Consider the following 23,651-nt stretch of genomic DNA (forward strand, 5'->3'; position numbering starts at 1 on the left):
TCAGGGGCCTCAGCCCGGGATCGGGATGCTGATGGGGTAGGTCTGCGGTGCCGATTCGGTGCCGTCGGCGGCCACGGCGGTGACCACGTAGTAGTAATAGCGCAGCGGCGTGAAGGGGCCGGGGTCCCTGTAGATGGCTTCCCTGATGCCCGAGGCGATGCGGTTCTCAGGGGCGTAGACGCCCGTGTGGGACATGGACCGGTACACGTTGTACGAGACGGTCATGCCCTGGTCGCATGTGCCGGTCTCCCAGACGATCCGGACGGCGGGGCCCTCGTCGACTGCGGTCCCGGTGATGCGGGGAGTGGGAGGTGCGGTCAGTACCGGGCAGGGGACGACGGCCTCGGCCATCGGCGAGTAGTCGGACCACTTGCCCTGCGTGCTGACCGCGCGGACCACGTAGCGCCAGGTCCTCCCGGCGGGCGGGTTCTGGTCGGTGAAGGTCGTCCCGGTGACGAGCGGGGAGATGTCGGAGGCCTGTGCGGGGTCCGTGCCGGTCGTGCGGTAGACGTAGTACCCGGACAGGTCGGTCGCCGTGCTCGGGGTCCACTCCAGCTTGACCTTGCCGTTGTCCGTGGTGGCGGTCAGCGAGGCGGGTGCGTCCGGGATCGGGTAGACCGGCAGGCGCTTGCCGTAGACGGTGCCGTAGCCGGGTTCGGGCATGCGGGAGACGTTGCCGACCTCGTCGACGGCGAGGACGGTGTAGCCGTACTGCACGCCTTCCGGGGTGCTGGTGTCCGCGTACGAGTCGCCCCACACGGCGGCGATCTGCTCCCATCCGGCTTCGGTGAGCGCCTGCTTGCGCATGACGACGTAGTGGTTCGTGTCGTCACCGGTGTTGGGGTTCCAGGACAGGTGCACCCCGTCCGTCGCGTTGTACGCGCTGAGGTTGCGCGGCATGGGCGGCGGGGTGGTGTCGCGGACGCGGGTGGCCGAGACCGTTGCCGACGGGCCCGATTCCGTGCCGAGCGGCGTGACCGTCCGGACGTGGTAGTAACGCACCTGGCCGGCGATGGCCGTGGCGTCGTTGTACAGGGCGTTGGGGACCGGGCTGTCGGTCAGGCGGGTCCACGGGCCGGTGGCCGCGTCGGCGGCGTAGACGTGGAACCGGTGGGAGGCATCGGCGGTGTACGTCCAGCCGATGGTGTTGTAGTCGAGCGTGCCGCTGGCGGCCATGCCGGTCGGCGCCAGGGGCTTGGCCTCGGGCACGTCGAGCCGGACGGGCGCGGAGTACGCGGAAGTGTTGGCCGCGGCGTCGCGGGCGCGCACGCGGTAGTAGTAGGTCGTGGCCGGGGCGGCGCTCGGGTCCATCGTCTCGGTGGCGGTCGCGGGCGTGCCGACGGCGGCGTACGGGCCTGCGGACGCGGGGGCCCGCTGCACCTCGTAGGCGCTCGCCCCGCTCACCGCGGACCAGGAGAGCCGGGCGCCGGCGCCGGCGGCGTCGTACGTGGCCTTGAGGCCGGCGGGGACGCCGGGGGGCGTCTTGTCGGCGCTGACGGCGCGTGCAAGGGGCGACAGCGGGGACAGGTTGCCGGAGCGGTCGAGGGCGCGGAGCGTGTACTCGTACGTGTCGCCCGTGGCCGGGGGCGTGTCCGTGTACGTGGTGCCGGTGAGGGTGGTGGTGTTCAGCTGGCTCCAGGTGCCGGCGCTGCCCGTGCGGCGGTAGAGGCGGTAGCCGGCCAGGTCCATCTCGTAGTTGCGCGACCAGCTCAGCGTCGACTTCAGGGTGGACGCCGCGTAGGTGGCCTTCAGGCCGGCCGGGGCCAGGGGGGCGACCTTGTCGTAGGCCGCGCCGATGACCGGGGCATAGCCGAAGGAGACATCGGCGGCGCCGGTGACGGCGGCGAAGTCCACGCGCAGGGTGTGGATTCCGCGCGGGACGGTCAGCCGGAGCGTCCCCTTCTGAGTCGAGGTGACATTGCGCCACATGTCGATCTTGCGCTCGCCGTCGAGGTAGACGCGGGCACCGTCCTGGACGGCGACGTTGAGGTCGAAGGGGCCGCCGGAACCGAAGTTGCGCGTGGTGCTCCAGCGGACTCCGAAGTTGTCCGTCGGCAACGCGACGCCGGCGGGGGAGCCGAGGCCGTAATTCTCGGCGATGGAGGTATCGCAGGCGGTGGCCTTCGGGATTCCCGTGAGGGTGATGTTGGCGAAGTACTCGGCCTTCCACACGCCGGACGCGCAGGTCACGGCGGCCTGAGCGGTACTGGGGAAGACGAGCCCGGTAAGGGCGGTGGCCAAGGAGAGCGTGGCGGCACCGGCGGTGCGGCGTGCCACGCGTAGAGATATGCGCATCTGCTGACGGTCACACTTTCGATCGAAGGCGGTGCAGGGGGTGGCGTGTGTCGAGTTGATCGTGCCATTTCGAGAGATCGTTCGGAAAGAGAAATATCTGGAAGTAATTCGTCCATTTTCCTTTGTTTCCAAGCTACTTGCGCGGTTGGTGACGTGCCGTCACTCGTCACCAGGGTGGAGGCACGCTCCAGCAGGGCCCGGCTGCGCGCCGGGAGGCTGTTCGCGGCGACGTATCGGCCGCGCGCCCGCGGGTAGAGGCGGGCGTCGGGGACCACGTCCACCGCACAGGAAATCGCGGACGCAAATCGCCGCGGCGGGCCGAGGCGCCGAAGGTGCCCGCGCCGAGGGCCGGGCGCTACTCACCGCGCGGCGGTGGGGCGCGGTCCGGCAGGCGGCCCGAACGGGACTGAAGGCGTACGGGCCCCCGGCGCCGAGCTGTCGCTGCTCCTCGCGCTCGCGCACGCGGCTCAGGACGACGACGAGGACGACCGCGCCGAAGAGGTCTACCGGGACGCTCTTGAGGTGTTCCCCGACCACCTGGGGCTGCTCGCCGGGTACGCGGAACTCTGCCTGCGCAGCGACTTCCAGGACCGCCCGGCCCGCAAGACCCGGGGCCCCGCCCTCGCTGCGCGGGTGGCCGAACCGGCCCCCGACTCGCCCGAGGCCCTGCGCGTGGCCCGTGGGTGTGGTGGGCCGGGATCGCTGCCTACGGAGCACGGCCCTTCTGGCTCGGCAGGGTGCTGCGCGGCGCCCGGCGCCGGGGCGAGCTGGCCGCTGCCGCACATCCGGTGCCGCAGGAAGCGCGGCTGCCCGAGCTGGCGTCCGTACCGCCGCATTCGTCCCGCGAGCTGGCATTCGGCCTGGCCGGGGCGGCGGTGGCGCTGAGCAGCTTGGTGGGGGCCGGGGTGTGGTCGTACGCGAAGTACACCGCGTATCCGTGCTACCAGGTCGTCAGCCCTGACTCGTTCCAGGGCATGAAGCGCGTGTGGAACTCGCCGCTCAACCAGACGTTGGCGGAGGCCGCCGTTGCAGTCCCGGGGGACTCCAAGGCCTTCACAGAGGTGTACGGCGACCCGACGGCCAATGAGGGGCGCATCGGCATCTACGGAATGGCGGGTGACTGGCACGACATGTCCCCGCGCATGCTGACCTCGTTCGCGGATGCCGCGCGAGCCGGCGCCGAGAGCGTCGGTGCGACGGTCAGGACCTGGAAGCCGGAGGCGCGGCCGCCCGGAGGCAGGCTGGAGTGCGTGGAGATCACCGCCGCTGACGGCTACCGCAACACCACGTGTCTGTGGGGCGACAAGGGCAGCTTCGGCAGGGTGACGATCGCAGACCCGGACCTGGCGGACCGGGCCGACTCCCTGACCCGCGAGCTGCGTGCGGCACTGGTCCACCCGGCGGTCGGCGCCGAGGCGCAAAGCTCCTAGGACCGTCCCTCACGATGGGTACCCGCCGGGAGGGTGCGGGTGGGCGGGATCGCCAGGCCCGTCGGGGTGTTCAGGCCCGTGACGGGGAGGGGCGTCTGGCCGCTGCCGTCGGGGGCGAGGCGGACCACCCGGTTGTTGAAGGCATCCGCGATGTAGAGGCGGCCCCTCCCGTCGAGGGCCAGGCCCAGCGGGTCGTTGAGACCGGACGCGGGGACCGTGCTCTGGCCGGAGCCGCTGGCCGCCAGCCTCACCACACGGCTGTTGCCGGTGTCGGAGACGTAGAGGTTGCCCGCCGGGTCGAGGACGATGCCCGCCGGCTGGGAGAGCCCCGTGAAGGGAAGGGTGCGCTGCGCGCCGCCTCCGGCGGGGAGGGTGACGACGCGGTCGTTCACGAAGTCGGTGACGTAGAGGGAGCCCGCGGAGTCGAAGGCGAGGCCCCAGGGGTGGAGGAGTCCCACGGTGGGTACGGTGCGCTGCCCGCTGCCGTCCGCGGGTACCTCTACGACCCGGTCGTTGAAGCTGTCGGCGATGTACAGGTCGCCCTCGGCGTCCAGTGCCAGCCCGAGGGGGCGGGAGAGCCCGTCCGTCGCGACGGTAACCTGGGGGCCGCCGTCGGCGGGGATCCGTACGACCCGGTTGTTCCCGGTGTCCGCCACGTAGAGGTCGCCCGCGGCGTCGACCACCATGCCCGTGGGCCGGACCAGGCCCACGGCGGGGACCACGTCCTGGCCGCCGCGGCGGGCCACCCGCAGCACCCGGTTGTTGCCGTAGTCGGAGACGTACAGCGGGCTGCCCCCGCCCCCGCCCCCGCCCCCGGGTTCCGGGTCGGAGGCGGCTGCCGTACCAGCCGGGGCCAGCCCGATCGCGCACAGCGCCAGCAGGACCAGGACGGAGCCGGCCCAGCGGCCGCTACGGCCCGTACGGTTCGTACGCGGGGATTCGGGAACTGCGGAACGGGGCACGGCACACCTACCTGTCCAGGTCGTCCGGCCGCCGAGGCTAGCCCCGGCGGCCCGGCCCCTCCCCGCACCACGCCACGGCCGGGCCGTCTTGCACACAGACGGCCGGGCGGTCACCGCTGCACCCTCACCCCTGCGTCCTCACCTCTTCGGGGTCAGCCGGTCCCACAGGGTGGTGGTCGGCCGGCCGCTGCCGGGCAATCGCAACGACTGCCGGGCCTGGGCGGAGTCCGGTGCGAAGGTTGCCGTCGGCAACACGATGACCATCGCCGATGGCGGCTACCCGGGTACCGGGCTCGTGATGCCGCACCGCCGCCGCAAGGGGGAGGATCTGCCCGACTGGAAACAGGCACACAACAAGTCCCACAAGCTGGTCCGTGCCCGCGTCGAGCATGCCTTCGCCCGGATGAAGACCTGGAAGATCCTGCGCGACTGCCGCCTGAGAAGCGAAGGCGTGCATCACGCGGTGCACGGCATCGGCCGTCCGTACAACCTCACCCTCACCGGATAGCCCCACCATGCAGGGGAGCGGGGTCACGGGCGGGCCTTGCCTCACTCGAATGGCATGGCATCGCACGGTAGCGGTCAATGAAGTTGGCACTCCCAGGGCTCGATGTCCGGCTCCCCTTGAGGCAGCTTCCCGGTGCAGTATCGGTAGAGCCAGGCCGCAGCCCGGCGCTCCGCGTACTTCTCATTGACCGGTTCGCCCTGATCGTCCAGTTCGAGGACGTTGGCGAAGATCGCGACGCAGATCTCCATCTGGGAGGGCGACTCCCGCAGCTCTTCCCAGTAATCGATTCCTTCCAGCATCGGATGGCCCACCGACCCTCGAGCAAGCCATCCGGCGAAGCGCCGCAGTGCTCCCGAAGCGCCATGACTGAGATGCGAAGACATGCGAAGAATCTAGCCCCAGCCTTCCCGGGCTGATCCCTAGTCTCCCGCCTCACGAGGTCGCTGAGCTCTAGGGAGTAGCCCGGATGGTCACGGGACAGCCTTTAGGCCGCTCGTCATTCCCCAGCACGGTTGCAGTGATCGTTAACTGCGGAGGGGCTTGCGCTGACGGGCTTCGGCTGCCTGGTCACGAACGTACGGGTCGGCGTCTGCTGCCAGTTGGTCGAGCAAGGCTGAGGTCGCGGGGTCTGCGGGCTCCATGGTGGGAAAGCGGCCCAAGGCGATCGCGACCCAGGCTCGAACGCGGGGGCTGCGGTCGTTCGCGAGCAAGCGGATCTTCGGCAGGGTTCTGGGTTGCTGAAGGAAGCCGAAGGAGCTGAGGGCGGAGATTCGCACCTGTGAGGAAGGGTCGTCCAGCAGGTCGATGGCCGCGGGCTCCTTCCCGTGGCTGCCGAGTGTGCCCACGGCCGCGTTGCGGATTCCTTCGTCTGAGTCCTTTGCGGCGTGGGCCAGCAGGTCGAGATCGGCTGGTTCGGGGACGAAGCCAAGCAGCCAGATTGCCGCCCTGCGAAGGTCTTCATCGTTGCCAACGGCGCATGGCAGGAGGGTTTCGCGCGCGGCGGCGGGGTCCTCTTGCGCGAGCACAGAGAGCGTCGTTGAGAGGGAGTCCTGGTCGTCACCCAGATTGCGGGAGTAGGCCCGCAGCAGGGCGGCAAGCGACATGCGGCCGGCGGTCTTCGCCAGAATCCGGGCGAGCACATGACGGGCGTACCAGTTGCCCGCTTCCACGGCTGCCGCGAGATGTTGTTCCAGGTACGGAATCAGATCCCGCCGCCGGGCGGCTACGAGCTCCTCTTCGATCTCTGCAAGGTCGTCGAGATCGCAATTCGGATCCGAGAGTCCGGCCACCAGTTCATCAAGGCACGGGGTGAGATCATCCGCTGCCCGTTGGTCTTCCAACCCGTCCTCCTCATGCCCTTCAGACCTGCACCGAGCCTGCTGCCGCTGCGGGTCTCCCTGCTGCGGTGCAGGCTGACGGAACGGATTGTCCAACAGACCTCTGACAACGGAGTTCGATGCTGCCGGCCCACTCCGCCGCTCAGCCCCTCTCAAGGTCCGCACAGGACACCGTGACCTTGACAAGAACGATTGGGAATCAGTCACACCGTTCGTGTGACTGAGCGTTCCAGTTGGTTCTGACCGCTCTTCCGTGATGACTACGCCAGGGGGCGACCCTCGTCCAGGCCCGGCAGCCGCTGTGGCACCGCCTGAGCAGCGCATGGCCCCGGCGCGGAATGGGGCGCAGGAGTCGGAGGCAGGCGGAGCCATCACGAAAGCGCGGTCAGAACCTCTTAGTTGGCCGGGCTGTGCGTCAGAGGTGGCGACAGGGTCCCGTCGTGCTTGTCCCGTTGCATACCAGTTGGCAGATTCGCAGTCTTTCGCGTTCACGGTGGCTGTTCGCAAGGTCAGTCCGGGTGAGATGGTCTGTCACGCTGCTTCGATGCTCGAATATCGCCTCTGGCTTGCCGCGGTGCCGAAACCGATACCTGAATCCGAAGCTCGTACCTACTGGAACCTGAAGGACCGTCCCACCCCAACCCTCGACGGAGCGTTGAAACAGGCGGACTACGTCTACGTTGGCTCCTGGCAGGACAGCCATCTGGCGGACGTGCCGCAGTCCGGCCGATGCCCTGCCGTACGGATCTCCGACTGGCTGTTCTACCGAGGGACCATCGACTGCTACCAGGCACCGGTTCTGGATGCTCGGCTGCGGGATGAACTGCTGGATCTCTACCAGCCCCGGCCAGGTGATCTGCCCGCGGACTGCACAGATGCGGAGGAGGTCGCCGCGTTCCTCAGCGCGCACCTTGGTTGGGGCCTGCTGACCGAGGAAGCACTACCAACCGCAGCACTGTCTTTGGGAGACACGGACAGCTTTGCCGATGAGCAGGACGGCTGAGCCGGCCTACTGAACCTCGGCTGCCGTCCGTGCCACGTCGTTTGAGAATGCCGGGGGTCATCGTTGGCAACCAACAATCAGGGGCGTCCCGGTTCCAGCCGCGACTCGGTCCATGACTACACCGGCTACGGCGAGCGTCTGGGCCCGCACTGCCCCTGACGGGTCAGAATCCTCGGTCGTAGATTGCCCGTAGCCACGGTTCCCTGACGGCGGGCATCCGCGCGAGCGTGTACCGGAACGCCTCCCTGGACGGCTGGAACGGGTACCACGGATACGGCGGCAGCGGGTCGTCCCGCTCCACGCCTGCCGGCAGCCCGCCGACCACCGGCAGCCGGGTCCGGTGCGGAGGGAAGGCGAGCTCGGCCCAGAGCGCGGCATCCACTGGTACCGGCACCGACCCGGCGCGCGGCCGCCACATGCTTCCGGTCTGCGGATGGACCGGCACCAGCACCAGGTCGGCGGCCGGCTCGCCGAACCCCGGCCCAGCCAGGTCCAACCGCTTCGCACCTTCCCCAGCGGGCAGCAGCGCGCCAAGTGCCCAGCCGAGGAGCTCCGCGACCGGCCCGGGCGCCACCTCGACCGGCGCGCCCCCGGCGGCCACCACCACCTGGGCGAGAGCCACGCCCGCCGGGATGTCCCGGTACTTGCTCAGCCGGTGCCACAGCGCGCCGGTGGTCAGCAGCTCTGCCCAACCCATGACCGGTCGCTCCGGCGGGCCGGGCAGCCGCACCACTGCCTGCGGGACGAGCCGGACGACCTGCCAGCACCCGCAGTCGTCCATCCTCGTTCCCACCGGCAGATCGCAGCCCAGACAGGCAAGGTTGGGCCCGTCCCTCCCGTCGATCCCCATGCAGTAGCCATCGGCCCGTTCGAGGATCAGCCTGGTGTTACGCATGTCGCCGGGCGCAAGGAGAACGGTGTCCGACGGCCCGTCGGACAGTGCGCCGAACGGCGCGAAGCGTCCCCGTTCCGCGGCCTCGCCCGCCCCGACCTCGTCCCACTGCCGCCACGGCGGCCCGTACGGTGCGGGGTCGACGGTGTAGGACCCGGCCTCCAGTAGTGGCGGGTGGAGCTTCTCCCAGTGGGTGTCGGCGAGGTGGATCGGCAACGCCACCTCCGACACCGCCGCCGTCAGAACCCCACCGCAGCCCGCACACCCGAACACCGCCAAGCTGTCCCCTTCCGCTGTCGAATCCCCTGCATCCCACCAAGCAGGCGGAAAGGGGAGCAAGGGGTTTTCAGACGACGCTCAACGCCCTTCTTCCCTACTGACTCGTCCGACCAAGATGACTGACCGCCACGGTGCGACCTGCACGAATCCTGTGCACCCTCTCGCCCTGGCGGACAGAGGCCCTTGGGCGTGCCTTCTCGGTGCTCGCGGGCCCCAGCAAGGACAGTGAAAGCAATGAGCAACCGCACCCACAGGGATCACGCCAGTCACGGAGACCGACCAACCCGTCCGCAAGGCAGCTCACATGCCCGCGAAGGCCGCAAGTTCCCGACTGCGGGCTCCCGACAATCTGCGAACCCATCCACTTCGGATGTGGAGACGCTGGAGCTGGAGCTGTACGGGCTGAGGCCGGCGGAGTTCACCGCGGCCCGGGACGCGTACGTAGCCCAGGCCCGCAAGGCCGGGGACAAACCGCTCGCCGCGGCCATCGGAGCGCTGCGCAAGCCGACGGTCGCGGCGTGGACAGCAGGCCTGCTGGCCCGCCAGCGGCCGAAAGAGGCGCAAGGTCTCGTCCAGCTCGGTGAAGCGCTGCGTGCCGCGCACAGGACGCTGGACGCCGGGCAGCTGCGGAAGCTGTCGCACGATCAGCACGTGGTGATCGGCGAGCTCGCGCGCACGGCGCGCGTCTTGGCCGTGGCGGTGAGCGAGCCGGTGCAGCGGGAGGTCGAGCAGATCCTCCACTCCGTGTTGGCCGATGCCGAGGTCGCCGCGCAGTGGGAGGCGGGCCGGCTGGAGAAGGCCCCGGAGACGGTCTAGGGGTTCGCCGGTCTTGAACCGCAGCCGGGCGCCGCACCGCCCCGATCGCGGTGTCGGAAGCGACGACTGAAGCCGCCCCGCGCTTGGCGGGTGCGCGTACGGCGATGGCCGGGACCGGTCTCCCCGGTACCGGCCGTTGCATTCGATCGCGTTCACCCCGGACCCGTACGAGTGGTCGTACGGACGGAATGCCGTGGAACGGGAGTGTCGTCGTCCCGCCCCACGTACCCGGCTCGATCATGTCGTGCCATGGCATCTCGTGAACTGCGCCGGACATGGGCTTCGTGGCGCCCCTGGATCTTCGGGACCGTGACGGCGGCGCTGCTGGCGGGGACCCCTACGTACGCTGCGGCGGCAGAGCTGTTCCCGAACAAGGCTCCGGTCAGCGGCGGCGGCGCGGGCGCCGTGTGCCCACCGGGTCACGGCGGCTGGTTGACCCCCCACAGCGATCTGGCCTTCCGCAGCGGCCCTTGCCACCCCCCGCACCATTGCCCCGACGGTTCGCCCGGCTGCGACGGTCCCGGCCTGCCCGTCACCGGTGCGGTCACCGTGATCAAGGAGGACGAGAACACGGGCAACCCGCTGGCCGGCGCCGTCTTCCAGATGTGGGAGGAGACCAACGGCATCCCGGGTCTCCAGACCACCGGCGCCGACCCGGACACCGACATCGGCGGCTCCTGCACCACCGGGGCCAACGGTGTGTGCTCCCGTACCGAGGAACTCGGCACGTACTACTGGGTGGAGACTCAGGCTCCGCCCGGGTACGAACTGCCGATCAATCCGGTGTTCGGCCCGCTGACGCTGTCGCAAGAGAACGTCGAGGAGGGCGTGACGGTCGTTGCCGAGAACACGCCGGAAGCTGATGCGCTCAAAGCCCGTCATGTCGTCCGGACCGGCCCACCGGCCCTCGGTGCCTCGCCGGACGAGAAGCGCACCTCGGCGGCATAGCCGGGCACTTTCACGGGCCCGGGGGCAGCACCCAGGGAGCGAAGCGTTGGCCAGGTACCACGTCCTCGCGCCAGTACCTCAAGACCGTCTCCTGGACGATCTCGGGTCGCTCGGCGGCGATGAGGCAGGGGACAGGCTCCTGCCCGCGGGCGGGTCGCCGCGGCCGCGCTGGGCGGCGTGGACGGTCCCGACGCGTGGGACGTCGGCCTCGAAGGCGACCACCACGGGCATCGCCCGCCCCGTCTCGGTCGCCGCCTGCCTGCTGCCCTTCTGTACCCAATGGCGGGAAGAGGCCTTCATCTCCTGGGCTGGCCTCCGCCGCGCGTGCCGATCGTCCTGGCCACGTTCCCGATCATCGCCAACGTCTACGGCTCCCTGCACCTCCTCCACATCGTCTTCGTCCTCGTCGTCGTCTTCACCCTCGTTCAGGGCCCCACCCTGCCCGCCGCAGCCCGACTCTTGCGCATCGCCCAGCCCGGGGCCGTGCGGGAGTCCAGGTCGAGATCGCCCCTCTGGACGTCCTCGTCGCCGATCTGCTGACCGTCACGATCCCGCCCGGCTCACGCCTCCACGGCGTGGCCGTCTTCGAACTGCGGCTGCCTCCACCGTCAGTCATCACGTTCCTGGTCCGCGGCAGGCTCACCCTGGTGCCGGCCCCAGACACGGTTCTCGCAGCCGGCGACGAACTGCTCCTCGTCACCACCCCGGCCACCCGGCAGGCAACCGAGCGGCGCCTGCGCGCGGTCGGCCGCCGGGGCAAGCTCGCCCGCTGGCTCGGCGAAAGCGGCAGATCCGAACCCGCCCGGGGCGGTAGCGACTGACCTACGAGCCGTTCCGGGGCGGGGAGACCTGCGTCAATCCGACCAGGACGGCTCCGGTCATCAGGAGCGGCACGAAGACCGTGAAGGGCAATACGGGCGCCCCTGCGAGCGTCCCTGCCATCAGCAGCGTTCCCACGCCCCAGACGACTGGTCGCCGCATGCTGCGGCGAAGCCAGGGGAAGACGACACGGCCGGTCACTACCGTCAAGACGCCTACGGTCCCGAACCCGAGGGCCAGCACGACCGTGGCCGCATGCACAACCGTGAGCACGTGTACCTACGTACATCAGCATGAGTGTGGGTGCGGGAAAACACGTCCATGGCGAAGACCGTCCCGCCGACGGGTCACCGATCGCGGCGACTAGCGGCGATCCTGCAGGCCAGGTACACGGCGGTCGCCGGCCACAGGACGATCAGCAGGGTGAGGGTGACCGCGCTGGAGACCGGGTCGCGTTCGGTGTCGCGACGCCAGCCCGGGTGACGTACCAGGAGGCGGGGCAGACGGCGGGCGAAGCCGACCGCGCCGCCGAGGTAGACAGCCAGGGCGGCGAGCAGCAGCACGGTCTCCCTGCTGGTGACCACCGCCCAGGTGCCTTCACTCACGTGCGGCCGGCCGGATCCTGGGCCTGGTCCTTGAGGCCCGGCTGCGCGGGCACCGCGGCCAGAGCGGCCGACTCCGGCGGGGTATGGCGGCGGCTGACCCAGGTGGCCACGGGTTCGGCGTAGCGGGCGGTCAGCGGACCGATCACGACAAGAATCAGCACGTATGCGGTGGCCAGCGGGCCCATCGCGGGCTCGATCCCCGCCGACACAGCAAGACCCGCGATGACGATGGAGAACTCGCCGCGCGCCACCAGCGTGCCGCCGGCCCGCCAGCGCCCCTTCACCCCGATCCCGGCGCGCTTCGCCGCCCAGTACCCGGTGGCGATCTTCGTAGCCGCCGTGACCAGGGCGAGCGCGAGGGCGGGCAGCAACACTGGCGGGATGCTCGCGGGGTCGGTGTGCAGGCCGAAGAAGACGAAGAACACGGCCGCGAACAGGTCGCGTAGCGGGCTGAGCAGGGTGTGGGTGCCCTCCGCGACCTCACCGGAGAGGGCGATGCCGACGAGGAACGCGCCGACCGCGGCGGAGACCTGGAGCTGCTGGGCGATGCCCGCGACGAGCAAGGTCAGGCCCAGGACCACGAGCAGGAGCTTCTCGGGGTCGTCGCTGGAGACGAAGCGGGAGATGTGGCGTCCGTAGCGGACCGCGATGAACAGGACCGCACCGGCGACGCCGAGGGCGATGGCCAGGGTCGCGCTGCCCGCGGCGAGACTCACGCCCGCGAGGAGGGCGGTGATGATCGGCAGGTAGACCGCCATCGCGAGGTCTTCGAGGACCAGGATGGACAGGATGACCGGGGTCTCGCGATTGCCGACCCGGCCCAGGTCCCCCATGACCTTGGCGATCACCCCGGAGGAGGAGATCCACGTGACGCCGGCCAGGACGACGGCTGCCACCGGGCCCCAGCCCATGAACAGCGCGGCGACCGCGCCGGGCACGGCGTTCAGCGCGAAGTCGACCAGCCCGGCTGGGTACTGGGTCTTGAGGTTGGAGACCAGGTCCGAGGCGGTGTACTCCAGGCCGAGCATGAGTAGGAGGAGGATCACGCCGATCTCGGCGCCGATTGCGACGAACTCCTCACTCGCGCCCATGGGCAGCAGTCCGCCGGTGCCGAAGGCGAGACCGGCCAGGAGGTAGAGGGGGATGGGGGAGAACTTCAGGCGCCCGGCGACCCGGCCGAGCAGGCCCAGGCCGAGGATGATCGCGCCGAACTCGATGAGGAACACAGCGGAATGCACGGCCGTCACTCCCGTCCGAGTATCGTGGCGGCCGCGTCGACGCCCTCGCGGGTGCCGATCACGATGAGGGTGTCCCCGCCCGCCAGCCGGAAGTCCGGCGCGGGTGAGGGGCGGGCCTCCGCGCGGCGCAGCACGGCCACGATCGAGACGCCGGTATCGGTCCGCATCCGGGTCTCGCCCAGTACCCGCCCGTTCCAGTACGAGTGCGCCGACAGCTCGATCCGCTCGGCCACCAGGCCGAGATCGGTGGTGTGCAGCACGTTCGGGCTGTGGTGGGCGGGCATCAGCGCGTCGATCAGCGAGGCCGTCTCCGCGCCCGTCAGGTGCAGCGACTGGGCGCAGGCGTCGGGGTCATCCGCTCGGTAGAGGTTCACGGTCCGCGTCCCGTCGCGGTGCGCGACGACCGACAGGTGGCGGTGCTCGCGGGTGGTGAGGTCGTACTGGACCCCGATGCCGGGCAGTGGTGTGGTGCTCATCCGTGGAGCAGGCACAGCTGTCCCCCCTCTTGTTCGTTTCAGTACGTGATGCCGCTACGGCGGACACTCGTTCTCGGGCAGGAGAGGACCGCTCGGCCGGCCCATCGTGCCACTTTTCACGTGTCCGAAATATGGGTGCCGGCACGGATGGACACCAGCCTTCCATCGGCGTGAGGATGGGGCGGGGAAGTGGGTTCCGCTGCAGGTCGTAGTACCTGGGAGACGGGGCGGCCGGGTGGCCATGACGGATGCTGGGGGACCGGCTGGAAAGGCGTGTGGCCGTGTCGTTGTACTGGCGGATCTTCCTCCTGAACGCAGGCGTTGTGTCTGTCGCGGTGGCCTTGCTGCTGGGCCCGGTCACCGTTTCCACGCCGGTGCTGTTCGGCGAGGCGCTCGTGCTGCTCGGCGGACTGGCCGCGATGCTGGTCATCAACGCGGTCCTACTCAAGGTCGGGCTGGCCCCGCTCGCCCGACTGAACCGGGCCATGGCCGCCGCCGACCTCCTCAAACCCGCCACCCGCCCAACGGTTACCGGCGGCGGTGAGGTTGCCTCGCTCACCCGGACCTTCAACGCCATGCTCGATCGCCTTGAAGCCGAGCGGGCCACCAGCAGCGGCCGGGTGCTCACCGCGTTGGAAGCCGAACGCAAGCGCATCGCCCAGGAGCTCCACGACGAGATCGGCCAGACCCTCACCGCCGTCCTCCTCCAGCTCAAGTACGCTGCCGACCGTGCCCCCGAGCCGGTGCGCACCGATCTGCACCAGGCCCAGGAGACCACCCGCGCCAGCCTGGACGAGATCCGCCGCATCGCCCGCCGGCTACGGCCCGGTGTGCTGGAGGAACTCGGCCTGCACAGCGCGCTACGCTCCCTGGCCGCCGAGTTCACCACTCCGCGCCTGGGCGTCACCGCCCACATCACCCCCGGCCTGCCCCACCTGGACCCGGCCACCGAACTCGTCCTCTACCGCGTCGCCCAAGAAGGCCTGACCAACGCGGCCCGCCACTCCGGTGCCACCCGCGTCGAGGTCCACCTGCGGCCCCTGCCCCAAGGCGGCATCGGACTGCTGGTCCGCGACAACGGGCACGGCCTCGGGGAGGCGCCCGAGGGCGCCGGCATCCAGGGGATGCGTGAACGCTCCCTGCTCATCGGCGCCGAACTCCTCGTCGGCGGCGGCCCGCACGGCGGCACCCAGGTCCGACTCAACATCACTCGTACCGAGAAGGCCACCCGATGACCCAGCCGCAGACGAGGCCCGCCCGCATCCTTCTCGCCGACGATCACACCCTCGTCCGCCGCGGCGTGCGTCTCATCCTGGATGCCGAACCCGATCTGACCGTGGTAGCCGAGGCCGCCGACGGCGCCGAAGCCGTCGCCCAGGCCCGCAGCCTCGACCTCGACCTCGCCGTCCTCGACATCGCCATGCCCCGCCAGACCGGCCTCCAGGCCGCCCGCGAACTCGCCCGCCTCCAACCGGGGCTGCGGATCCTGATGCTGACCATGTACGACAACGAGCAGTACTTCTTCGAAGCCCTGCGCGCCGGAGCGTCCGGGTACGTCCTCAAATCCGTCGCCGACCGCGACCTCGTCGAAGCCTGCCGCGCCGCGCTGCGCGACGAACCCTTCATCTACCCAGGTGCGGAGAGCACCCTCATCCGCACCTACCTCGACCGCGCCCGCGCCGGCGGCCCGCTGCCGGCGCGGGCGATTACGGAGCGCGAGGAGGAAATCCTCAAACTCGTCGCCGAGGGCCACAGCTCTAAGGAGATCGGCGACCTCCTCGTCATCAGCCCCAAGACCGTCGAACGCCATCGCGCCAACCTGCTTCAGAAACTGGGCCTGCGTGACCGCGTCGAGCTCACCCGCTACGCCATCCGCGTCGGCCTGATCGAGCCGTAGCCGTAGCCGTAGCCGCAGTCGCCCCGGCGCGCACCGGGGACACACCGAATTCTGCAAGCCCTCCTTCCACCCGCGCCCGTGTGCGGCGACGCCCAAGGACATTTCAACCCGGGGGAAAATCTGTGCATCACGACGACGAGCCGGTCTTCAAACGAAGCAAGTGGGGAACCAACCGCTACTGCTACAAGCCGCGCAACCCCGTCGGACTTACTCTGATCATCATCACCCTGCTCTTCGCCGGAACGATGTTGCCCCTCATGACCAACCGGGCCGGGCCATTCGCAGCCCGGCCCGCTCCCAAACCGTGGAACCCCCCGGCGCACGAGCAATCCTGGCCGCCCCTGCCGACAACGGGCACCCCGAGAGCTGGTGCCCAGTGATCGGAATGCGCAACTGGCAGCTGCAGGCGGGATCGCTCCTCGTATGGTGGGCGGTCCTCGCGCTGATATTGATGCTGCTCAGCGTGGCTCTGAGCCAGCCGGTGACGCTGGTGGGGTGCGGTGCGTCCGCGGTGCTCCTGATCGCGGTGGGCGAAGCGGGCAACGGGATCAGGCAGAGCCTGCTGCACAGGGCCAGGAGAACAGGGTGACGCAGAACGGCTCGATACCCTCGCCGGTGATCGTCTGTGGTGACGACGCGCTCGGAGTACGGCTGGCGGGCGAGCTCCACGACATCTACCGCCAGCCCGTCACGCTAGTGGTGCCCGACGCCGACACCATCGGCCCCCAGCCCCCTGCCACCACCCGCGTCGTCGAAGCCGACACGGCAGACGCGGCGGTGCTGCGGGAGGCGGGCATCGCACAGGTCACGGCGCTCGGGCTCCTCTACGATGACGACGAAGCCAACATCCGTGCCGCGCTGACGGCCCACCGCATCAACCCGCGGGTCCGCCTGGTCATCCGCCTCTACAACCGCAAGCTCGGCCGCTACCTCGCCGAACTCCTCGACCAGGCCGCAGTGGTGGCCGGCAGCCCGGTCGGCGAATCGGCGATCACGGTCCTCTCCGACGCCCACGCCGACACCGCCGCCCCCGCCCTCGCGGCAACCGTCGTCGCCGGCACGAGCAAGGTCCTCCAGGCCGACGGCCTGCTCTTCCGCGCGATCGAACGCACCCCACAACAACGGCGCGAGGCCTCCACGCCAGCCCTGTGCACGCTGGCCCTGCTCTCCTCCACCACCGACGATCCCGCCGGCACCGAGGGAACGGACGCCAGTGGGCCGGCCGGTCCCCGACTCCTGCCCGCTGCAATGGAGATAGCGCAGTCAGCGCAGCGCGGCGACGTCGTCCTCGAAGCCGTCTTGAACGCCGCCCCCTCCCCGTCACCCGGCAGGCTCAGTACCGCCCGTCTCCCGGTGATGGAGCTGTTCTCGCGCCGGGTCCGCTGGTCACTGGCCGGCTTCACCGCCGCTGTCATCGCCATCACGATCACGTCCTGGATCACCACCGGCGACCCCATGGCCCACTCCGCCTACATCACCCTGCTGGACCTCTTCTTCATCAACGACCCCGCAGTCGAGGACACCGTCGAACGCCAGCTCCTTCAGCTGTTCACCGGCCTCGTCGGTCTGCTTCTCCTCCCCGTTCTGGTCGCCGCCGTATTGGAGGCATCCGGATCCTTCCGCTCGGCCTCCACCTTGCGCCGGCCCCCGCGCGGCACGGCCGACCACATCGTCCTGCTGGGCCTCGGCAAGATCGGTACCCGCGGAGGGCGCTGGTTGGTGGGCGGCCGGTGTCGAGGTGGTGGTGGTGTGCTGCGGTGATGAGGGTGTGGGCCCCGGTGGGCAGAGCGTGGACGCGGCATGTCGGTGGGTGTGGGGGTCGTGAAGTTTGACGTGGGTGCCGTGGGGGTGGGCGTCGGTGCCGCGGAGCATGGCGAGGCGATCGGGGCCGGTTGTGGTCAGGAGGCTGATGGTCAGGGCTGCCGCGTTCAGGGGATGGGCCACGGTGTGCAGACGGTTGGCGAGTTCGCCGGCGCCGTCGCTCTCCAGTGGTGAGGGCCCGTCTGGGTGGGGGAGTGCTTCGATGCCGTCGTACAGCGCGCGTCGGGTACGGGAGACGGGCAGACAGGGCAGGGGTGGTGGCGGATCGAGCCAGGAGAGCGTCAGCACTTCTCCCTCCGCGCCTGCTGGATCAGCGGCTCGGCCTCGTCCAGCGTGAAGGTGACCTGCCAGGTCTCGGCCGCCCGGTGCAGGGTGTCGGCGAACTCCTTGTAACCGTGGTCCTGTTGAGCGGCGTCGGCGGCGCGGTTGGTTGCCGTGTTCAGGTACTGCTGGGCGGTCTGGTAGTAGGGGTCGGTCAGATTGGACGGCCGGGGGCGGGCCAGTTGGTCGGTCAGCTGCTGCAGGGAGGCACAGGCGGACTTGGCAGACTCGCGCGCGGCCACCATGGCCTTGGAGGGCGTCGAGCTGCAGGCCGCCAGGGAGAGCGCGGACGCCAACAGCACGGGCAGGGGCAGCGACAGGCGAAGTATCAGCTGACGTCGACTGGTCATGGGTCGATCCTAGTTAGCATGACGGCCTGACCGCCCGGGAATCCGGTGGGCCGGCAGCCACCGTCGTGCCCGGCCCACATCACTGCGGGTTCCTCGGGTACCAGGCCGGGGTCCTCGGTCGGCTCGGTGGCGAGGCGGGCCCGTCGTGCAGTCTCAGGCTGCAGGGGCGGTTGCAGGGCGCGGTCCGGTGCTCAGGGGGCGGCGTTCGGTCATGTACTGAGTCTCGCGGGTGGGGTGAGCGGGGCGTGAGGTGGACACCATCGCGCCTGGGGCTGGGCGTGATGCGGCGGGGATTGTTGGCGGTGCCGACAATCTGGGGCGGGCTGCGTCGCGCGTTGTCAGTGGTCGGCGTCACTGAGGTGTCCAGCGGAAACCCGTAGGTCACGGGGAACTTTGATGGTGGTTCAGGTCAGGGTAGGTGAGCCCTGCGCAGCTTCGATGGTTCGCGACATCGCGTGTGTGGGTGTGGGTGTGGGTGTGGGTGTGGGTGTGGGTGGTTGGTGGAGGCCCTGTTTCTCAGATTCTATCCACTACCCATTTTGAAGTAGCCCTACGAGCTTCCTTGACGAGTCGAGTGGGGAGGGTTCGAGTTGATCTTGAGGCTAGGGTTTGTCGGGCGTACGGGGGCGGACTGACCGGCTGCCGGCGTTTGGGTGAAGGGGGAGGTGTCGAGCGTGAAGAAGGCAATGAAGGCCGCGGTCGTCGTGGCTGCTGTTGTGGCGGGTCTTTCGGTGTCTGTTGTTCCGGCTGAAGCCTCGCAGTGCAAGGGAGGCGGCGGTGCTCTCTATATATGTGAGTACGGGGTGACCGAGCACACGGTGGTCAACGGGGAAGAGGAGGAGTTTCTGATCGGTCTCGACTCTGCGGTGTGGACTCGAATGACGTGGGGGTCCGTGGAAGTCGTTGGGTGGTGTTGCCCGGAGCGGGGTGAAGTTCCATGAGACCGGGTGGGGCGCAATTTCCGTGACGGGTATGGACGGCGCCAGTTGGAGCAGAACCCGAACCAGCGTCATCGGGGGCTGGACTGGCTGGCTCAGGCCTCCTCGGTAACCCCTAACGGGGCGTGGGCCAGGATCCCGTGAAACGGGGTCACTTCCCGTACGGAGCGCAGGAGTCTCGGCCTGTGCGACGGGCCTCGTCCTGGTGGAGTGCGGCGGGCGGAGAGCTGGCGCCGAAGGCGCCCCGGGCTGAGCATAGCGAGGCCGTTTGGTCCTGACCTGGTCGCCCTGGTCCGCGCCGGCGCGCCCGCTTCGAGATGGGAGTCCTCGTCGATCGCGAGGAAGTCTCAGCAGCCTGAGCTATGTCGTGATCAGAGGACTTGACAACTGCACGTTCATGGCCGGCCTCATGCGGATGGTCGACCGCGCCCGAGCAGTCCGCTCACCTCGCCGGCGAGGGCGACCGAGGCATCGATCTCTACTTTGCGGATCGACACGCTCTCCACGAGGAAGCCGAACGGCATGCCGAGCCTGCGGCAGAAGGCGACCAGGTCACGGGCGGTGGCCAAGCAGTGCTCGTACGACTCGGCCAGGGTGTCCTCGGCGTGGAGCAGCGAGTTCTCAATCCAGCGTGGCACGTCGACTCCGAGCCATTTGAGGAACGTCAGCGTCTTCACCGAGCCGCATACCGAGAGCGTGAACAGGACGGGCTTTGGTGCGAGCCGCCGGTCGCGGCAGGCGTAGTAGTAGTCGGAGACCATGCTCTTCACCGCGTCGGCGTTGTAGATGACCTGCGAGATAAAGAACGTGCATCCCGCTTCCTGCTTGGCGAGCAGCCGCAGGTGCTCGTCGGGCCGCTCGGTGATGGCGACGCCGCCGAGCAGCAGGTCCGGGCGGACGTCACGGCGCAGGGCCTGAGCCTCGGACAGGCGGGTCCGCACCGTCTTGTCTTTCGAGGCCGCACCGACGAAGACGCTGAGCACGCGGTCCGTGTCGGCCGTCTGCAGCCAAGTCCGCAGTTCCGCCTCGGGGTACTTGCCGACGCACCGGTAGATAACCGCGGGGCGGTTCCACTCGGCGAGGTATTCCGCGTGGTAGGTGGCGGGGTCCATGGTCGGCAGGTACGGAAACGGTCGCTCCGCAGGATTGCGGTCGCTCTCGTCGTCGATGTCGTAGAGCGCCAGACCGTCTAGGTCGAGGAAGTCCAACCGTGCCAACGTGGCTGCGGTGATCTCCTGGATCCGCTCGGGAGCGGTGCTCAGACGCGGCGGCGTGATGCCGAACAGCAGGATGCCGCTCTCGGCGTCGGTCACCAGCGTCCGGAGAGCTGTGCTGTCTCTGAGATCCATCATGTCGCGGAAGCTACCAGCTCATTCACCAGGCAGTAGGCGAAGGTCACTCCGTGAGACCGGATTCGGCCGCTCTCGCCCGAGGGAACCATAACAAGGCTCCGGTGGAACGACCGCGCTGATCAGATCCACAGGATTTGACAATAACTCTCGGTCCCTCACTGTCAGGTGGTGTGGTGTTCAGTTTGTTGATTTGGGTGCTTGTGGGAACAGGGTGTAGCCGTTGGTGTTGAACCTGCTGAGTACGGATTCGGAGATTCCGCCTTCGGGGGACATCTGTTGTTTCCAGTCTCCTTCGTGCCAGCGTGCGGTCATCATCACTGTGGTGAAGGTGCCTCCGGGGTTGCGGTACGCGATGTCGACGATGGCGGTGTCCGGGGTGAAGGTGACGAGTTTGTACCCGGCGGGCACCATTCGGTTTGACTTCGCGGGGTAGTCGGGCTGGCCGCTGCGGTGCGCCGCCGTACCTTGCTCGAATACGTTCTTCGAGGCGTCGGGAAAGACCTGCTGCTCGACGACCTTCCGCCAGTCCGGGCCGTTGGCTGCCCGGCTGCTGATGTTCACCAGGGCGAGGACGGCGCCGCGCGGCGTACGGGCATAGCAGCGGGCGACCTGGCCCTGGGTGACGGCCGGGCCCGAGGTCTTCGAGGTGGGCAGGTACAGGGGGCCGAAAGCGGCCCATCCCATCCCTGCTGAGGCTACGTCGGTTGCGCTCGCGGCATCCGTCTGTTGGTCGGACAGGGGCGGGCAGGAGGAAGCGGCGGGTGGTGGGGCAGTCTGGCCCTGAGGAGTTGCCGTCGCAGTCCCGGCGGGTGAACCGTCCTGGCCGGCTCCTGGACCTTGCGCGGTACCGCTACTCTTCCCGGCGTCAGCGCTCTGGCATCCGACGAGCATCATGACGGCAACGGCCGCGATGGCCCCCGCGGCCTTCTGACTGCTTCTCACTGTTCCCCCTTGGTGCTGTTGCACCGAACCGTTCACCACAACCAACCATGAACATACAAGTGTTCGATCTTGCTGGTGCCCCCTTTTCCCGCGATACGGACTGCTCCCGGTAGAGCGCAGCGAACCGGGAGCAGTCCGGAGCGGAGCGCAGGACTCCCGGCCGAAGGCCGGCTATGGGCAGAGGACCGTGTCCCAGACTCCTCCTTGGGTAGGAGTCTGGTCTTTGGTTGTGCCTGTTTGGATTGCAGTTGGAGGGTTGAGGCCGACGGGGGGTGGCGCGTGTTGGGTTTCTTCCTGGAGCTTGTGCGATGTGGATGCCTCGGGCGCGGGCCCGTACCGGGGTCTTGCCTGCCTGTGGTCTGCTCTCGATGCCCCAGGGAGGTGCTTGAATCGGTGACTAGCTTCGTTTCGCCGAAGGGGTGGGATATGGGCCGGGGAGCTGGGCAGCAGGAGATTGAGCGGGAGTTGCGTCGGAGGGCGAGGGGAGGGGCGTCCACGCTGGAGATGCTCACCTGGTTGAAGGGCGACCTGGAGGCTCGCATCAGCGATCCGGTCGACCGTGACGGTGGGATTTCCTTCTGCATGATCGTGACGTTCACATCGGTTTTTGATCTGGGGTTGACACCGGGACGGTTCATCGCGAGCTGGGATCGGTTCGGAGGTCATCTGAACGATGGGGAACTGGTGCGGAGACTGGGTCCGCTGACCCTGGCACCGGACGAGGAATCCCAGCCCTCTGACTGTGGCGGGTACTGGGTCTGAGAACGAACCCGGAAGAACAGGGAGCGCAGTGGTACCCCGATGGCGCGATGAGGGGTGGGCCGGATTTGAACCGGCGTCATCTCTCTGTGCAGGAGGGTGCGACGATCTCTGAGCTCCCCTCCTGCACCACGACGTCATCAACCTCGACAGCCACCCTTGTGGCTGGCTGCGGAGCAGGCTTGTCCTGGAGGCGGAGCCGGAAAGGTCTGGGTGGGGGAGTCGAGCGGACCCGCCCAACGTGGGCCGAAGGCCCGGACTCCGTGAAACGGGGTCACCCCAGCCCGTATAGCGGGCGTTCGGGGCGGAGCGCGCAGCGAACCCCCGAACCCGTCCGCGGGAAGCGCAGGCCCCATGCCCGAAGGCCGGCTCCGGCTCGGCGAAGCCGGTCTCTCTTGAGTGCGCAGGCTTGATCGTTGTGCTTCTGAGGGGCTTGTAATCGCCGACTACCTGGTGGTCTTGCTGGGGAGGTTGGTCGGGGTACGAGCTGCATACGCTGGAGTAGAGGGAGAGCGTCATGGCGGACGAGCAAGAGGTTGAGGCCACCCCCGAGCCGGTTCCGGTGGAGAAGCCGACGCTGGTGGCGGGGACTCAGAAGCTGGAGACGAAGCACATCACGGGGCAGGTCATCACGCACACGATCGTCAAGCCGATCCCCGGCGGCGGGGAGTAGCCCGAAGGACCCGGGCGGGGGGAGCGAAGCGACCCCCACCCGAACGGTTCTGCAGGCCCGGACCCCGTGAAACGGGGGTCACCTCCAGAGCGGAGCGCGGAGGCCTCAGGCCGGCGAAGCCGGCCCGCCCATGGTGGAGTGCAGCGGAACTTGGAACCAGTTCGAAGCGCGGGGCTTAGCTCCAGGTGAAGGGGAAGTAGGAGCCCGGGGTTGCGTTGTAGGTGGGGACGACGTAGGCGCAGTTCCCGTCATCGGGTCGTCCGGGTGCTGCTGCGGCTTGGGCCAAGTGCTCGCCGTAAGCGTCGATTGCGTCTGCGCCGATCAGAGTGAGCAGGACGGCAGCCAGGGAGGTTACCGCGGGGAGGATGGTGCGGGGCCGGAGTCGGGCGAGTGTAACGGCAGAGGTCACTGTGGCTACGAGGGCACCGAGTATCAAGGCGAGAGATGTCCACGTTACGCGGTCGATTTCTGGATGCTGCTGACAGAAGACGTAGAGCTTCCCCTCTGTCCGTTTCAGTAGAGCCACGGTGACGAGTGCGATGCCGATCCCGGCAACCACCCATGCCGTGCCTGCTGGGCGTGTTGCAGTCTTTGTCTCCACGTGTAGGACTCCAGTGCCGATACGGGTGATGCTTGATGATCCCGCACAGCGTTTTTCGTATTTCGAGTGGGAGGGACTGAATGCGAGGGGAGCACCCGAGAGGGGGCCTGCGCCGGGAGAGCGCAGCGGAACCGGTGCCAGTCCGAAGGACGGGTCCTGGCTCGGGCCCTGTGAAACAGGGTCACCTCCCGAGCGAAGCGAGGGAGTCCCTGCCCGCGTAGCGGGCCTCTCCGGTGGAGCGCAGCGGAACCGGAGCAGTCCGGAGCGCAGCGCAGGACTGCAGCTCGAAGCGAAGCGGAGAGCTACCGGCCGAAGGCCGGCCCTGGGCTGCGAAGCAGCCCCCACCGAGCTGTGAATGTGCTGCCGGGTGGCAGCGCGTGGGCGTCAGC

25 protein-coding genes and 2 pseudogenes are annotated in these 23,651 nt (G+C 69.0%); 14 read left to right on the top strand and 13 right to left on the bottom strand.

Annotated elements, in window-relative coordinates:
* Positions 1-9 precede the first annotated feature (9 nt).
* Positions 10-2,295: a PA14 domain-containing protein gene (locus tag OHA37_RS39330; RefSeq protein ID WP_266914097.1), complete on the bottom strand. Its 2,286-nt coding sequence runs from the start codon at positions 2,293-2,295 to the stop codon at positions 10-12.
* A 372-nt stretch (positions 2,296-2,667) separates the two neighbouring features.
* Here OHA37_RS39330 and OHA37_RS39335 point away from each other — a divergent pair, with 372 nt between their 5' ends.
* Together OHA37_RS39335 and OHA37_RS39340 are read left to right on the top strand one after the other, a co-directional pair.
* Positions 2,668-3,180, top strand: coding sequence for a hypothetical protein (locus OHA37_RS39335; protein WP_266914099.1), 513 nt, complete (start codon positions 2,668-2,670; stop codon positions 3,178-3,180).
* Complete coding sequence (locus OHA37_RS39340) at positions 3,084-3,725, top strand: hypothetical protein (RefSeq protein WP_266914102.1); 642 nt, start codon at positions 3,084-3,086, stop codon at positions 3,723-3,725. The genes OHA37_RS39335 and OHA37_RS39340 overlap by 97 nt, the downstream gene beginning before the upstream one ends.
* Here OHA37_RS39340 and OHA37_RS39345 read toward each other — a convergent pair.
* Positions 3,722-4,687, bottom strand: a complete 966-nt coding sequence (locus tag OHA37_RS39345; protein WP_266914104.1) for a hypothetical protein — start codon at positions 4,685-4,687, stop codon at positions 3,722-3,724. The two genes, OHA37_RS39340 and OHA37_RS39345, sit on opposite strands and share 4 nt — an antisense overlap.
* A 169-nt stretch (positions 4,688-4,856) precedes the next feature.
* Between OHA37_RS39345 and OHA37_RS39350 the strand changes: the two are divergent.
* A pseudogene (locus OHA37_RS39350) lies at positions 4,857-5,195 on the top strand (transposase family protein); the annotation flags it as partial.
* Positions 5,196-5,269: 74 nt separating this feature from the next.
* Here OHA37_RS39350 and OHA37_RS39355 read toward each other — a convergent pair.
* The gene (locus OHA37_RS39355) at positions 5,270-5,578 is read right to left on the bottom strand and encodes a DUF7677 family protein (RefSeq protein WP_266914106.1); all 309 of its coding nucleotides are present in this window, start codon (positions 5,576-5,578) and stop codon (positions 5,270-5,272) included.
* A gap of 141 nt (positions 5,579-5,719) precedes the next feature.
* Positions 5,720-6,535 (bottom strand): HEAT repeat domain-containing protein, encoded by an 816-nt coding sequence (locus tag OHA37_RS39360; RefSeq protein WP_266914108.1) that lies wholly within the window; start codon positions 6,533-6,535, stop codon positions 5,720-5,722.
* Between the two features lie 541 nt (positions 6,536-7,076).
* Here OHA37_RS39360 and OHA37_RS39365 point away from each other — a divergent pair.
* Positions 7,077-7,535, top strand: a complete 459-nt coding sequence (locus OHA37_RS39365) for a hypothetical protein (RefSeq protein WP_266914110.1) — start codon at positions 7,077-7,079, stop codon at positions 7,533-7,535.
* 163 nt (positions 7,536-7,698) lie between these two features.
* On the opposite strand, the gene OHA37_RS39370 is transcribed toward OHA37_RS39365, so the two are convergent.
* On the bottom strand, positions 7,699-8,649 hold the full coding sequence (locus OHA37_RS39370) for a hypothetical protein (RefSeq protein WP_266914112.1): 951 nt from the start codon (positions 8,647-8,649) through the stop codon (positions 7,699-7,701).
* Between the two features lie 429 nt (positions 8,650-9,078).
* On the opposite strand from OHA37_RS39370, the gene OHA37_RS39375 reads away from it, so the two are divergent.
* The 3 genes and pseudogenes from OHA37_RS39375 to OHA37_RS39385 all read left to right on the top strand — a co-directional run.
* A complete protein-coding gene (locus tag OHA37_RS39375; RefSeq protein WP_266914114.1) occupies positions 9,079-9,522 on the top strand; it encodes a hypothetical protein in 444 nt (147 codons plus the stop codon).
* Between the two features lie 249 nt (positions 9,523-9,771).
* Entirely contained in the window at positions 9,772-10,470 is a 699-nt protein-coding gene (locus tag OHA37_RS39380; RefSeq protein WP_266914116.1) for a prealbumin-like fold domain-containing protein, read from the top strand.
* Positions 10,471-10,699: 229 nt separating this feature from the next.
* Positions 10,700-11,291 (top strand): annotated as a pseudogene (locus OHA37_RS39385) (TrkA C-terminal domain-containing protein); the annotation flags it as partial.
* A 1-nt stretch (position 11,292) separates the two neighbouring features.
* On the opposite strand, the gene OHA37_RS39390 reads toward OHA37_RS39385, so the two are convergent.
* From OHA37_RS39390 to OHA37_RS39405, 4 genes are all read right to left on the bottom strand, one after another.
* Complete coding sequence (locus OHA37_RS39390; RefSeq protein WP_266914118.1) at positions 11,293-11,499, bottom strand: hypothetical protein; 207 nt, start codon at positions 11,497-11,499, stop codon at positions 11,293-11,295.
* Positions 11,500-11,636: 137 nt separating this feature from the next.
* Entirely contained in the window at positions 11,637-11,894 is a 258-nt protein-coding gene (locus tag OHA37_RS39395) for a hypothetical protein (RefSeq protein ID WP_266914120.1), read from the bottom strand.
* Complete coding sequence (locus OHA37_RS39400; RefSeq protein WP_266914122.1) at positions 11,891-13,132, bottom strand: cation:proton antiporter; 1,242 nt, start codon at positions 13,130-13,132, stop codon at positions 11,891-11,893. Before OHA37_RS39400 ends, OHA37_RS39395 begins: the two co-directional genes overlap by 4 nt.
* Positions 13,133-13,137: 5 nt before the next feature.
* Entirely contained in the window at positions 13,138-13,608 is a 471-nt protein-coding gene (locus tag OHA37_RS39405) for a cation:proton antiporter regulatory subunit (protein WP_266914124.1), read from the bottom strand.
* Between the two features lie 281 nt (positions 13,609-13,889).
* On the opposite strand from OHA37_RS39405, the gene OHA37_RS39410 reads away from it, so the two are divergent.
* The 4 genes from OHA37_RS39410 to OHA37_RS39425 all read left to right on the top strand — a co-directional run bounded on the left by OHA37_RS39410 (position 13,890) and on the right by OHA37_RS39425 (position 17,266).
* On the top strand, positions 13,890-14,843 hold the full coding sequence (locus OHA37_RS39410) for a sensor histidine kinase (protein WP_266914126.1): 954 nt from the start codon (positions 13,890-13,892) through the stop codon (positions 14,841-14,843).
* Complete coding sequence (locus tag OHA37_RS39415) at positions 14,840-15,505, top strand: response regulator transcription factor (protein ID WP_266914128.1); 666 nt, start codon at positions 14,840-14,842, stop codon at positions 15,503-15,505. Before OHA37_RS39410 ends, OHA37_RS39415 begins: the two co-directional genes overlap by 4 nt.
* Positions 15,506-15,890: 385 nt before the next feature.
* Positions 15,891-16,094: a hypothetical protein gene (locus OHA37_RS39420; protein ID WP_266914130.1), complete on the top strand. Its 204-nt coding sequence runs from the start codon at positions 15,891-15,893 to the stop codon at positions 16,092-16,094.
* Positions 16,091-17,266 carry an NAD-binding protein gene (locus OHA37_RS39425; protein WP_266914132.1) on the top strand — a complete coding sequence of 392 codons (1,176 nt, stop codon included), beginning with the start codon at positions 16,091-16,093 and terminating at the stop codon, positions 17,264-17,266. Before OHA37_RS39420 ends, OHA37_RS39425 begins: the two co-directional genes overlap by 4 nt.
* A 341-nt stretch (positions 17,267-17,607) precedes the next feature.
* On the opposite strand, the gene OHA37_RS39430 is transcribed toward OHA37_RS39425, so the two are convergent.
* Entirely contained in the window at positions 17,608-17,997 is a 390-nt protein-coding gene (locus OHA37_RS39430) for a hypothetical protein (protein WP_266914134.1), read from the bottom strand.
* A 674-nt stretch (positions 17,998-18,671) separates the two neighbouring features.
* On the opposite strand from OHA37_RS39430, the gene OHA37_RS39435 reads away from it, so the two are divergent.
* A complete protein-coding gene (locus tag OHA37_RS39435) occupies positions 18,672-18,938 on the top strand; it encodes a hypothetical protein (protein ID WP_266914136.1) in 267 nt (88 codons plus the stop codon).
* A 404-nt stretch (positions 18,939-19,342) separates the two neighbouring features.
* On the opposite strand, the gene OHA37_RS39440 is transcribed toward OHA37_RS39435, so the two are convergent.
* Both OHA37_RS39440 and OHA37_RS39445 read right to left on the bottom strand, forming a co-directional pair.
* Positions 19,343-20,287 (bottom strand): methylenetetrahydrofolate reductase, encoded by a 945-nt coding sequence (locus OHA37_RS39440; protein ID WP_266914138.1) that lies wholly within the window; start codon positions 20,285-20,287, stop codon positions 19,343-19,345.
* Positions 20,288-20,464: 177 nt separating this feature from the next.
* Positions 20,465-20,971 (bottom strand): hypothetical protein, encoded by a 507-nt coding sequence (locus tag OHA37_RS39445; RefSeq protein WP_266914140.1) that lies wholly within the window; start codon positions 20,969-20,971, stop codon positions 20,465-20,467.
* A 762-nt stretch (positions 20,972-21,733) separates the two neighbouring features.
* Here OHA37_RS39445 and OHA37_RS39450 point away from each other — a divergent pair.
* Positions 21,734-21,991 carry a hypothetical protein gene (locus tag OHA37_RS39450; protein ID WP_266914142.1) on the top strand — a complete coding sequence of 86 codons (258 nt, stop codon included), beginning with the start codon at positions 21,734-21,736 and terminating at the stop codon, positions 21,989-21,991.
* A gap of 514 nt (positions 21,992-22,505) precedes the next feature.
* Positions 22,506-22,661, top strand: coding sequence for a hypothetical protein (locus OHA37_RS39455; RefSeq protein WP_266914144.1), 156 nt, complete (start codon positions 22,506-22,508; stop codon positions 22,659-22,661).
* Between the two features lie 175 nt (positions 22,662-22,836).
* Here the strand turns inward: OHA37_RS39455 and OHA37_RS39460 are convergent, their stop codons facing one another.
* Complete coding sequence (locus tag OHA37_RS39460) at positions 22,837-23,262, bottom strand: hypothetical protein (protein ID WP_266914146.1); 426 nt, start codon at positions 23,260-23,262, stop codon at positions 22,837-22,839.
* Positions 23,263-23,651 lie beyond the last annotated feature (389 nt).

The sequence above is a fragment of the Streptomyces sp. NBC_00335 genome, assembly GCF_036127095.1.
Classification (GTDB): domain Bacteria; phylum Actinomycetota; class Actinomycetes; order Streptomycetales; family Streptomycetaceae; genus Streptomyces.